General features: G+C 69.0%; 11 protein-coding genes. 8 read left to right on the top strand and 3 right to left on the bottom strand.

From position 1 onward, the window contains the following. Nucleotides 1-9: 9 nt before the first annotated feature. Nucleotides 10-495: a DUF2505 domain-containing protein gene (locus tag ACWPXK_RS32280; protein ID WP_454199946.1), complete on the bottom strand. Its 486-nt coding sequence runs from the start codon at nucleotides 493-495 to the stop codon at nucleotides 10-12. 142 nt (nucleotides 496-637) lie between these two features. On the opposite strand from ACWPXK_RS32280, the gene ACWPXK_RS32275 reads away from it, so the two are divergent. Continuing rightward, entirely contained in the window at nucleotides 638-1,678 is a 1,041-nt protein-coding gene (locus ACWPXK_RS32275) for a UDP-N-acetylmuramate dehydrogenase (RefSeq protein WP_454200020.1), read from the top strand. A gap of 217 nt (nucleotides 1,679-1,895) precedes the next feature. Beyond that, nucleotides 1,896-3,113, top strand: coding sequence for a L,D-transpeptidase (locus tag ACWPXK_RS32270; RefSeq protein ID WP_454200019.1), 1,218 nt, complete (start codon nucleotides 1,896-1,898; stop codon nucleotides 3,111-3,113). Between the two features lie 171 nt (nucleotides 3,114-3,284). On the opposite strand, the gene mscL is transcribed toward ACWPXK_RS32270, so the two are convergent. Next, nucleotides 3,285-3,752, bottom strand: a complete 468-nt coding sequence (mscL, locus tag ACWPXK_RS32265; RefSeq protein WP_454200018.1) for a large conductance mechanosensitive channel protein MscL — start codon at nucleotides 3,750-3,752, stop codon at nucleotides 3,285-3,287. Between the two features lie 75 nt (nucleotides 3,753-3,827). Beyond that, a complete protein-coding gene (locus tag ACWPXK_RS32260; protein ID WP_454199945.1) occupies nucleotides 3,828-4,562 on the bottom strand; it encodes an SDR family NAD(P)-dependent oxidoreductase in 735 nt (244 codons plus the stop codon). A 71-nt stretch (nucleotides 4,563-4,633) separates the two neighbouring features. Here ACWPXK_RS32260 and ACWPXK_RS32255 point away from each other — a divergent pair, with 71 nt between their 5' ends. The 6 genes from ACWPXK_RS32255 to ACWPXK_RS32230 all read left to right on the top strand — a co-directional run bounded on the left by ACWPXK_RS32255 (nucleotide 4,634) and on the right by ACWPXK_RS32230 (nucleotide 11,750). After that, nucleotides 4,634-5,455 (top strand): alpha/beta fold hydrolase, encoded by an 822-nt coding sequence (locus tag ACWPXK_RS32255; RefSeq protein ID WP_454199944.1) that lies wholly within the window; start codon nucleotides 4,634-4,636, stop codon nucleotides 5,453-5,455. A 75-nt stretch (nucleotides 5,456-5,530) separates the two neighbouring features. Continuing rightward, nucleotides 5,531-6,976 carry a D-inositol-3-phosphate glycosyltransferase gene (gene mshA, locus ACWPXK_RS32250; RefSeq protein WP_454199943.1) on the top strand — a complete coding sequence of 482 codons (1,446 nt, stop codon included), beginning with the start codon at nucleotides 5,531-5,533 and terminating at the stop codon, nucleotides 6,974-6,976. After that, nucleotides 6,973-7,476 (top strand): YbjN domain-containing protein, encoded by a 504-nt coding sequence (locus tag ACWPXK_RS32245; RefSeq protein WP_454199942.1) that lies wholly within the window; start codon nucleotides 6,973-6,975, stop codon nucleotides 7,474-7,476. Before mshA ends, ACWPXK_RS32245 begins: the two co-directional genes overlap by 4 nt. 162 nt (nucleotides 7,477-7,638) lie before the next feature. After that, entirely contained in the window at nucleotides 7,639-8,529 is an 891-nt protein-coding gene (locus ACWPXK_RS32240; protein WP_454199941.1) for an ROK family protein, read from the top strand. A gap of 84 nt (nucleotides 8,530-8,613) precedes the next feature. Next, on the top strand, nucleotides 8,614-9,351 hold the full coding sequence (locus ACWPXK_RS32235) for a phosphoglyceromutase (RefSeq protein ID WP_364330174.1): 738 nt from the start codon (nucleotides 8,614-8,616) through the stop codon (nucleotides 9,349-9,351). A gap of 344 nt (nucleotides 9,352-9,695) precedes the next feature. Then, complete coding sequence (locus ACWPXK_RS32230; RefSeq protein WP_454199940.1) at nucleotides 9,696-11,750, top strand: CocE/NonD family hydrolase; 2,055 nt, start codon at nucleotides 9,696-9,698, stop codon at nucleotides 11,748-11,750. Nucleotides 11,751-11,834: the final 84 nt, after the last annotated feature.

Below are 11,834 nucleotides of genomic sequence, written 5' to 3'. Positions count from 1 at the left end.
CGGTGCGGCTCAGTGCGACGCGATCCAGGTCTCGGTGAACTCGGCCTCGTTCTTCAGCAGCTCGGTGAGGTGCTCGTCGATCGCCTTCTCGATCTTGCCGCCGAACAGCGGGATCTTCACCTCGATGGTGCCCTCGACCGCGACGGTGGCGCCGGAGCCGTCGGCGGACAGCGTGATGGTGCCGCGCACGTGGGCGGGCGCGCCGTCGACGCGCGCTTCGAAGGTGGCCGTGTCGCCGCTCCAGTTCTCGACGCGGGGAATGACCAGGTCACCGGGGCGTACCGCGGTGATCGCGGGCGGAAGCTTTTCGGCGGCGATGGCCTGCACCAGCTCGACGCGCACCTGGTCGCGGCTGGTGGTGACCGACTCCAGGCGGGCGTTGGTGCCGCCGACCTCGGTGACGCGGTCCTTCCAGTACAACTCGTTCGCGAAGGCCGCGCGCACGGCGGCGGGGGAATGCGAGTAGCGGGCCGTGTACGCCAGCGGTGTAGCCATGAGTCCACACGCTACCGTGTGGCGCGCGAACTACACGAGTGGTGCCATCGGACCTGCTCGCGTAGTGCACGCCACGCTACCGTGTGGCGTGCGAACTTCACGTTTGGTGCTGTCGGACCTCCTCGCCGACACCGGTGCGCGGCTGCGCGAGGACGTGCGGCTGGCGGAGCTGACCACGCTGCGGGTGGGCGGACCCGCCCTGGCCGCCGAGTGCGCGACCACCGAAGCGCTGGTCGCGACGGTGCGCGCGCTGGACGCCGCGGGCGTCCCGGTGCTGCTGCTGGCGGGCGGCTCCAATCTGCTCGTCGGCGATGACGGTTTCGACGGCGTGGTGGTCCGGGTCGCCACCACAGGCGTCGAGATCGGTGCCGACGGCGTGATCGCGGAGGCCGGAGCAAACTGGGATGACGTGGTGCATGCCACAGTCGCCGCCGGATTCGGCGGGCTGGAATGTCTGTCCGGCATTCCCGGTTCGGCGGGTGCGACGCCGGTGCAGAACGTCGGCGCGTACGGCGCCGAGGTGGCCGACCTGCTGCGCCGAGTGCGTCTACTGGACCGCGCCAGCGGCGAGATCCGCTGGGTGGCGCCCGACGAACTCGGCTTCGGCTATCGCACCAGCGTGTTGAAGCACCGCGACGACGCCGTGGTGCTCGCGGTCGATTTCGCGTTGCGCCCCGACGGTTCCAGCGCTGCGCTGCGCTACGGCGAGCTGGCCACCGCGTTGGGCGCGGAGGTGGGGGAGTCCCGGCCCGCGGCGCAGGTCAGGGACGCGGTGCTGCGGCTGCGCGCGGGCAAAGGCATGGTGCTCGACCCGGCCGACCACGACACCTGGAGCGCGGGATCGTTCTTCACCAACCCGGTGGTCGTCCCGGACCGGGTGGCACAGGTGCGGGCCGCGATCGCCGCCCAGGTGGGCGATGTGACGGTGCCGACCTACCCGGCGGCGGGCGGAGTCAAGTTCTCCGCGGGCTGGCTGATCGAGCGGGCGGGTTTCTCGAAAGGATTCCCCGGTGCCGAGGCGCCGGCCCGGCTGTCGACGAAACACACACTCGCGCTGACCAATCGCGGCAGCGCCAGCGCGGCCGATCTGGTGGCGCTGGCCAGAACGGTGCGCGACGGCGTAGCCGACCGCTTCGGGATCCGTTTGGAACCGGAACCCGTCACCGTCGGCATCACACTCTGATCGTCCTTGTCCCGAGAATCGACCGAATGTGACGCGACCCGACGCGACGACTGATTTCGTGAGCACATGGGTAACTCGTCGGGTACGCCCAGACTCGAGGAGCACCCAACGCAGGACCTGAATGGAAATCCCGTGTCTCCCGACTAGTACGGCCTAAAGACGCGGAGAGGCGGGGGAGCGTCCGCGTAAATTCGATGAGGTGAGCAACCGACCGATAATGCGCCGCTCAGGGGCCGCGGTGTCGGCCGTGCTGCTGGTACTCGTCGCCTTGGTGGCCGGATGCACGATCGACCGCGGCGCAACGGGCGGCCGCGACGCCGGTCCGATCGCCAAGGCGACGTTGATTCCCGCCGACGACGCCGCGAACGTCAACCCGACCGCGCCGGTCTCGGTGACGATCAGCGACGGCACGATCGACCAGATCGCGCTGACCAACGCCGCGGGCAAGCAGGTCCGCGGCGAACTCGCCCCGGACAAGCGCGGTTACCGCATCACCGAGCCGCTCGGCTACGACGCCACCTACACCTGGTCGGGCACCGCGGTGGGGACCGATGGCAAGGCGATCCCGATCGAGGGCTCGTTCCGCACGCTCGCGCCGAAGAGCATGGTCCCCGCGACCGTCAATATCGGCGACAACCAGGAGGTCGGTATCGCCGCACCGATCGTCCTGCAGTTCAAGTCCGCCGTGCTGAACAAGGCCGCGGTGGAGAAGGCGCTCACGGTCGCCACCGACCCACCCACCGAGGGCGCGTGGGCATGGTTTCCGGACGACGGCGGTTCGCGGGTGCACTGGCGTCCGAAGAACTACTGGACGCCCGGCACCACCGTGCACGTCTCGGCGCGGCTCTACGGACTCGACCTGGGTGGCGGCAATTACGGCTATTCCGATCTGACCTCGGACTTCCGCATCGGCCGCAGCCAGATCGTCAAGGCGAATGCGCCGAGCCACCGCATGCAGGTGGTCCGCGACGGACAAACCATGTTCGATTTCGCGGTCAGCTACGGCGAGGGCAACGAGCCACGCAACGTCACCCGGTCCGGCGTTCACGTGGTCACCGAGAAATACGAAGACTTCATGATGTCGAATCCGCCGTATTACACCAATGTCCGTGAACGCTGGGCGGTCCGAATCTCCAACAACGGCGAATTCATCCACGCCAATCCGGAATCGCTCTCGGCACAGGGTGCGGCGAACGTCACCAACGGCTGTATCAATCTCTCGCCCGCCGACGCGCAGGCCTACTTTCCCACCGCGCTCTACGGCGATCCGGTCGAGGTGACCGGGACATCGATACCGCTCTCCGCCGCCGACGGCGACCTCTACGACTGGACCATCGACTGGAGTGCCTGGAAGAGCATGTCGGCGTTGCAGGGCGCACCGTCGGCGGTGGTGTCGGCGACGCCGGTGCCGCCGCAGCCGGCCGGCGGCCGCTGAGCTGTGTTTTTGGCCGCGCGGGCGCGAACGGGCAATGCTCGATCTCGCTGCGCTCGAAACCGGGAGGTGGGCCGATGCTGTTGCGTCGGGGAGCAAACGTGGCATTGATCGGCTGCGCTTCCATGGGCCGCGTGCGCGCTCATACGGTCGTAGCCGCAGCACACGGCCAGGTCAGCCGCGGTCTTTGGTGACACCGACCGGGCTGGGCTCCTGCTCTTCTTCGATGTCGCGGTCGGCGGCGCGTTCGGCGCGGACCGACTCGTGCCGTTCGGCGAGCAGATCGCGGATCTCGATCAGCAGCTCGATTTCGGTGGGCTCGGCCGCCTTGGTGGTGCCGAAGCGGTTCTTGATCGTCTTCATCGGCAGGATGAGCACGAAATACAGCACGGCCGCGACCATCACGAAATCGATCACCGCCGTGATGATCGGCCCGGCGGCGATGAAGGTGGCGGGTTTGGAGGGAATCAGCTGCACGCCGAGGCCCAGCTCATTGGTGCTGCCGAAGACGGCGAGCAAAGGATTGATGATCCCTTTCGTCACCGAGGTCACCACGGCGGTGAACGCGGTGCCCATGACGACGGCGACCGCGAGGTCGATGACGTTCCCGCGCATCAGGAACTCTTTGAAGCCTTTGAACATGCGCCGAACCACTCCCATCCGATGTCCTGCGTTCGGTCCCTGGGATGCTAACGGCTCGCGTCGGGACGGGCGCCCCTAACGGCGACGGGCGAATCGGCCCGGGTCGGCCTGGTCGCGCGGCTTCACGATGATCTGGTCCAGGTTCACGTGCGGGGGCCGCGACGCCACGAAGCCGATGATCTCCGCGATGTCCTGGGCGACCAGCGGCTCGATGCCTTCGTACACCTTCGCGGCGCGGTCGGCGTCGCCGTCGAAGCGCACCAGCGAGAACTCGGTTTCCACTGCGCCAGGGGCGATTTCGGTCAGTCGCACCGGCTGTCCGAGCAGCTCGCCGCGCAAGGTGCGGTGCAGTACGGCCTGCGCGTGCTTGGCCGAGGTGTAGCCGGAGCCGTTGTCGTAGGCGGTGAACGCGGCCACCGACGTGACGGTGACGATCAATCCGTCACCGGAGTCGATCAGCTTGGGCAGCAGGGCCTTCGTGACGCGCAGCGTGCCGAGCACGTTGGTCTCCCACATCCAGCGCCAGTCGTCCAGGTCGGCCTCGGCGACCGAAGCCAGGCCCTTCGCGCCGCCGGCGTTGTTGATCAGCACGTCGACGCGCTCGACCGCGTCGGTGAACGACCGCACCGACTCCTCCGAGGTGACGTCGAGTTCCAGTGCGGTGCCGCCGATCTCGTCGGCGAGGCGGCGCAGCCGGTCGAGCCTGCGAGCGCCGACGTAGACGTGGTAGCCCTGCTCGGCCAGCTTCCTGGCGGTGGCTTCCCCGATTCCCGAGCTGGCTCCGGTCACTACGGCGGTGCGAGTACTCATGCCCGTGATCCTAAATGCGCGATGTTTGCCAGGGCCGAGCTGTCGCCGGGATCACGGTTAGCCTGAGTTCCATGCCTATTCGGGATGTGGTGAGCGCGGACGGAACGACCATCGTCTACCGGGTGAGCGGGCCGGACGCCGCCCGCCCGCTGGTGCTGCTGCACGGCTGGTCGGCGAATCTGCGCTGCTGGGGCGCGGCCGCTGACGACCTCGCCGCGCACTTCCGGGTGGTCGCCGTCGACCTGCGCGGCCACGGCTACTCCGACGCGCCCGCCGCGGGCTACGACGATCCGAAGAACTGGGCCGCCGACGTCGCGGCGGTGCTGGCCGCCGAGGGCATCGCGTCGGGCGCGGTGTTGCTCGGCTGGTCCTACGGCGGGATCGTGCTGTCGGATTACTTGACCGCCTATGGTACGGATGCCGTCGCAGGCGTGGTCTACAGCGGCTCGATGGCGAACATCGGCCCAGGTGTGCCAGGTGCGGCGACCGGGGACCTCATGCGGGAGGCGATTCCGGGCGTCTTCGAGGAGAGCGCGGGCCGTGCGGTGCGGGCCTTCGGTGCGTTCGGCAATGCCAATACCGGGCCGGGAGCGGACAAAGGGCCGGATGCCCAGCGCCTGTTCGGGGCCAGTCTCGCCACTGCACCCGCGGTGCGCAAGGCGCTGTTCTACCGCACCGTCGACAACACCGAAACGCTACGTGCGCTGGATATTCCGGTGCTCGTCATGCACGGGACCTCCGATCGGATCGTCCCGATCGAGAACGGCCGCTACATCGTCGACACCGTCGCGAACGCGCGCGCGTCGTTCTGGGAAGGCGCCCAGCACGGCCTGTTCATCGAGGATCGCTCCCGGTTCGTCGCCGAGGTGAGCGCGTTCGCCGCTGACCTGTGATCCAGGGCATCTGCTGTGTGATAGCTCTCACTCGGTCCGGTCAGGGCGTCTGAGACCGGCGCGGCGGCGTGCACTATGGAGAGTGTGAGTCAGCGCCTGGACCTACGGCCGAACCGTATCGCCGTGCTATCGGTGCACACCTCACCACTCGCCCAGCCAGGGACCGGCGACGCGGGCGGTATGAACGTCTATGTCCTGCAAACAGCCGTTGAGCTGGCCCGACGCGGCACCGAGGTGGAGATCTTCACCCGTGCCACCGCCTCGAACGTTCCACCCGTCCAGGAGGCCGCGCCCGGCGTGCTGGTGCGCAACGTGGTGGCCGGACCGTTCGAAGGGCTGGACAAGCACGATCTGCCCACGCAGCTGTGCCCGTTCACGGCGGAGGTGCTGCGCCAGGAGGCCAGGCATTTGCCCGGTTACTACGACCTGGTGCACTCGCACTACTGGTTGTCCGGTCAGGTCGGCTGGCTGGCCAGGGACCGCTGGCGGGTGCCGCTGGTGCACACCGCGCACACGCTCGCGGCGGTGAAGAACGCCGCACTGGCCGAAGGCGACTGCCCCGAACCGGCGACCCGCGAGATCGGCGAGAAGCAGGTGATCGCGGAGTCCGATCGGCTGGTCGCCAACACCGCCGAGGAGGCCCGCCAGCTGGTCGAGCTCTACGGCGCCGACGCCGAGCGGATCGATGTCGTACCTCCCGGAGCGGATCTGACCTGCTACCGCCCCGGCGACCGGACCGAAGCGCGCGCAGCGCTCGGGTTGGCCGCCGACGAGCAGATCGTCGCGTTCGTCGGTCGGATCCAGCCGCTGAAGGCGCCCGACGTGTTGGTACGTGCCGCGGCCGAGGTGCTGCGCGGTGATCCGGAGCGGGCGCTGCGCGTGCTCATCGTCGGCGGGCCGTCCGGCAGCGGCCTCGAGCGACCCGACGCGCTGATCGAGCTGGCCGCCGAACTGGGTATCGCCGAGCGGGTCAGCTTCCTGCCGCCGCAGCCGCCGGATCGCCTGGTGCTGGTCTACCGCGCCGCCGACTTGGTCGCGGTGCCCAGCTACAACGAGTCCTTCGGTTTGGTCGCGATCGAGGCGCAGGCCAGCGGCACCCCGGTGCTCGCAGCCGACGTCGGCGGTCTCGGCACGGCCGTGCGGCACGACGTCTCCGGCCTGCTCGTCCCGGGGCACCGCACCTCGGACTGGGCGAACGCGCTGCGCCATCTGCTGGACGACCCGGATCGGCTGCACCGGATGAGTGAGCGAGCCGTCGCGCACGCCGCGAACTTCTCCTGGGCGCACACCGCCGACGGTTTGCTCGCCAGCTACGCCGCCGCGCTGGCCGGTTTCCGCGACGACCGCGCGGTGCTCGGCGGTCGTGGCCTTGCGCACAGCGTGTTGCGCGACGACGCCTACGACCGCGTCTCCGGCGAACGCACTAGCCTGGCCGGCGAACGGACGGCCGCTCTCCTCGGGGAGAGCAGCCAGGCCAGGACGCGGGCGCTGTGGCGGCGCCGGATGGGAGTACGCCGGTGAACGAGGTACAGGCGACCGCGCGGCTCATCGATGAGACGCTGCGCGAAAGGGAGATCGAGTACACCCGCCCCGGCGACGAGACCTTCGTCGTCGTCTTGCCCGGCGAGCGCAAGCTGAAGACCACGGTGATGCTCACGGTGGGCAAGCACGGGATCCGCATCGAATCGTTCGTCTGCCGCAAGCCGGACGAGAACTTCGAGGGCGTCTACAAATTCCTGCTGCGCCGCAACCGCAGGCTCTACGCCGTCGCCTACACGCTGGACCGGATCGGCGACATCTACCTGGTCGGCCGGATGGCCGCGCACGCCGTCACCCCCGACGAGCTGGATCGGGTATTCGGCCAGATCGTCGAGGCCGTGGACGCCGATTTCAACGTGCTGCTGGAACTCGGTTTCGCCGAATCCATTCGGCGGGAATGGAAGTGGCGCGTCTCCCGGGGCGAGTCGTTGCAGAATCTGCGCGCCTTCGAGCATCTGGTGGACTCCGCCGACAAGCCCTGAGTGAGCGTAGCGAGCGAACAATCAGCACAGCCACGTTCGTGGTCATGACGGAGCCGCGCCAGCGAGGCGCGGTCATGAGCACGTCGGTCACCGGAACCGGCGCGCCGGCCCGTGCCCTGGGTGACAATCTCTGGTGGCTCGGATCGGCGAAGGGGCACGGCGTTGGCGGTTCTCGCTCTGGATATCGGCGCGACGAAATTCGCGGCCGGGGTGGTACACCCCGGCTGCGAGGTGCGCGACGTGCGGCGGGTTGACGTGCCGCCGACGGGCGTGTGGGAGGCCTGTCGCGGACTGCTGCTCGAGGTGGCGGGCGCGGAGCGGGTCGTCGCCGTGGGGATCGGTTCCGCCGGGCCGGTAGACGTGCGAACCGGTGTGACCGGGCCGTTGAACATCCCCGAGTGGAAAGCGGGGTTTCGGATAGTCGCCGCCGTGCAGGAGCTGTTCCCTTCGGCCGCGATTCGATTCGCCATGGACGGCGCCTGCCTGGCGTTGGCCGAGCACCGCGTCGGCGCGCTGCGCGGAGTGCCCGATGCTCTGGCGATGACCGTGTCGTCGGGGATCGGCGGCGGGCTGATCGCGGGCGGCAAGGTGCTGCTCGGGCGCACCGGCAATGCCGGGCATGTCGGGCACATCGTGGTGCCGGGCTGGGACACGCCGTGCGGCTGCGGCGGGGTCGGGTGCGTCGAGGCGGTCGCCAGCGGCATGTCGTCGGTGCGATGGGCGCGCGCGCAGGGGTGGCCGGGCGACACCGGGGCGCGGTTGGCCGAGGACGCGCACGCGGGCGACCGGATCGCCATCGCCGCGCTGCACCGGGCGGGTACCGCGCTCGGCACGGCCATCGCCTCCGCCGCCGCCCTGCTCGACATCGACCGGGTGGTGATCGGCGGTGGCTTCGCGCAATCCGGTGCGCCGCTGTGGGATCCACTGCGCGCCGCGGTGGAGAAGCACGCCCGGCTGAACTTCCTGCGGAAACTACGCGTGGAGCCGTCCCGCATCACCCATGGCGCCACGCTGGTGGGTGCGGGCGTGCTCGCCACGGACCAAACGGTCTGATTTCGCGCTTCTCCCGCCCGTCCCGGCGGGCCGGTGGCGGGGAACCGATGCGACCCGGCCGAGCGCGCATGGGAGGATGACGGCATGACGTACACCCTCGTGCTGCTGCGCCACGGCGAAAGCGAATGGAACGCCCTGAACCTGTTCACCGGCTGGGTGGACGTGCACCTGACCGACAAGGGCATCGCCGAGGGCAAGCGGGCCGGGGAGCTGATGGCCGAGCACGGCATCCTGCCCGACGTCGTCTACACCTCGCTGCTGCGCCGCGCGATCTCCACCGCGAACATCGCGCTGGACGCCGCCGACCGGCACTGGGTTCCGGTGGTCCGCGACTGGCGGCTCAATGAGCGTCACTACGGCGAACTGCAGGGCAAGAACAAGGCGCAGGTCCGGGAGAAGTACGGCGACGAGCAGTTCATGCTGTGGCGCCGCAGCTACGACACCCCGCCGCCGCCGATCGATCCGGCCAACGAGTACAGCCAGGAAGGTGACCCGCGCTACGCGGGCATCGATGTCCCGAAGACCGAGTGCCTGCTCGACGTGGTGAACCGGATGGTCCCGTACTGGGAGTCGACCATCTCCAAGGACCTGCTCTCCGGTAAGACCGTGCTGGTCGCCGCGCACGGCAACTCGCTGCGCGCGCTGGTCAAGCACCTCGACCGGATCTCCGACGAGGACATCGCGGGCCTGAACATCCCCACCGGCATCCCGCTGCGCTACGAACTCGACGAGAACTTGCGCCCGGTGCGTCCGCACGAGTACCTGGACCCGGAAGCCGCGGCCGCCGGCGCCGCCGCCGTCGCGGGCCAGGGGGGTAAGTAACCTCCGAAACGCGAACCCAACGCGCTGCCACCCATTCGGGTGGCAGCGCGTTGTCTTTTCGGCTCCCTCGCCGACCACTCCGAAAAGGTGTGTTATGCGACACGCCGGATGGGTGAACGCCAGTCGGAGGCGGCGCCGTCTACGGTTCCTGCGGTGAGGCACAATTCCGGCGACGAGTGCGGGCCGCGATCGGTGTGACCAGTGCAAAAGGCGGGATCTTCGGCATCGTGGCGGGTTATGTGAATTGTTATTCCGAACAAAGTTGGTGTTACCCGCTGTTCTTACCGACAAGTAGGTCGGTACACTCTCGTCCGTTCGACCAGCCGAGAGGTGGATCACGTCCAATGAAGCACGCGTTGCGGGCCACAGTGGCGGCACTCGCCGTCGCCGTGCTCGCCCCCTTCCTCACCAGTGGCGCCGCCGCCGTGCCGCCGACCGGACCCGACGGCGGCCTGGCGGGAGCCGCTTGGGTGGCGACCCAGGACGCCTCGCAGCAGTACCCGAACATCCACATCCAGTGGGACGTCCCCATCACGATGAGTGACGGCACGGTCCTGAAGGGCAATGTCTACCGGCCCGCGGACGCCGCCGGACGCCCGATCGACACCCCGACGCCGACGGTGGTCAACCTGACGCCCTACACCAAGCTGGTGTCGAACCTGGCCGATCACGCACAGTCCATTCCCGGCCTGTCCGACGCGCTGATCCAGCTGTTCCGGCAGATCGATATGAGCGGCACCCCGCTGTCCGGCGTCACCGACCTCACCAAGGCGTTCGGCGGCGGCGAACTGCGCAGCTTCACCGTCGACCGCCAGCTGATCAAGAGCGGCTACTCCCAGGTGGTCGTCGACGTGCGCGGGACCGGCTTCTCCCAGGGCGTCTGGGACATGCTGCGCGGGCGCGAGCAGCAGGACACCGTCGAGGTGATCGACTGGGCGGCGCGGCAGCCGTGGTCCAACGGGCGCATCGGCATGAACGGCATCTCCTACTCCGGGATCAACCAGGTGCAGGCCGCCGAGAAGCGCCCGCAGGCCCTCCAGGCGATCTTCCCGATCGTGCCGGGCAGCGACCTGGTCAACGATGTGCTCGCGCCGGGCGGCGGCTTCGGCTTCAACTTCATCCCGCTGTGGCTCACCGCGATCAACGGACTCAAGCTGATTCCCGACCTCGCGTCCGTGCTCACCGGGCAGCTCGACACCACCTGGCTGGCCGACCGCGCCCGAGACCCGTTGACCTTCATGGACGTCCTGCTCAACGTCTACACCACCGCGCGGATGGAGGATCTCGACCCGCGCGCCAGGGAACTGCTCACCGACGGCTCCCAGCCGCGCCAGGACTGGCTGGGCGACCCGAGCCGGATCCAGACGCCGACCTTCGTCACCGGCGGCTGGCACGACCTGTTCACCTACTCGCAAGCCAAGATCTACAACGAGATTCCGCTGCCGCCCGGGCAGAAACAGCTCCTGATGGGCAACACCTACCACATCAACTCGGGCAACGAGTACGGCAAGCCGGGCTTGCCGCCGCGGCTGGACGTGCTGCAACGCGCGTGGTTCGACCGGTGGCTCAAGGACGTCGACAACGGCATCGAGCAGTACGGTCCGGTCACGTTGCGCCAGCAGGGCGGCGGCTGGATCACCACCGACTCGTTCGCCGCGCCGGCCGATGAAGCGGCTTCGGGGCAGGCAGTGCACCGCAGGATGTACTTGTCCGCCGCGCCCAGCGGCACGGCGAACAGCCTCTACGACGGCTCGCTGACCCCGGAGGCGACCGGCGAGACCGCGCGGCTGACCGTCGCGCCCGGCTTGACCAGCATGTGCTCCAACGACGCCGCGCAGGGCAGCGCGGGCGCGCTGTCGGTGATCGACGGCTGCGCGAAGGACTCCAGGATCCAGGAGCTGAACGGGCTGACCTTCACCAGCGCCCCGGTCGCCGAGCCGACCTCGGTCTCCGGCCGGATCGCGGTGCGGCTGAATACTGTTCAGGACGCCGCCGACGGCTACTGGGTGGTCACGGTGAACGACGTGGCGCCGGACGGCCAGTCGAGCGTGCTGTCGTCGGGGCAGCTCATGGCCTCGCTGCGCGCGATCGACGACGCGAACAGCACCAAGTCGGCCAACGGCGACTACACCGACCCGCGGCCGTTCACCTCCCTGGACCAGCGGCAGCTGACGATCCCCGGCGAGGCGACCACGCTGGACATCGCGCTGCCCGCCACCGAGGCGATCCTCCAGCCGGGCCACCGCCTGCGGGTCGACGTATACGCGGGCAACTTCCCCAAGGGCCTGCCGATCCTGCCGATGCTCATCGACACCGGCTTACGGCCACAGCATGTGCAACTGGATCCCGATCGGCCGAGCTTCGTCAACATCCCGCTCCGCGGAAATCCGGGCTGGTAGATCCGGTCGCTGGGCGTGCACCCGTCGCGCATCTCCACTCCCGGAGTATGGGCGAGGGTGCACGCTCCGATAGGCCCGCCGACC

Source organism: Nocardia sp. Marseille-Q1738, assembly GCF_965283145.1.
This window is presented reverse-complemented; position numbering and strand designations above follow the sequence as displayed.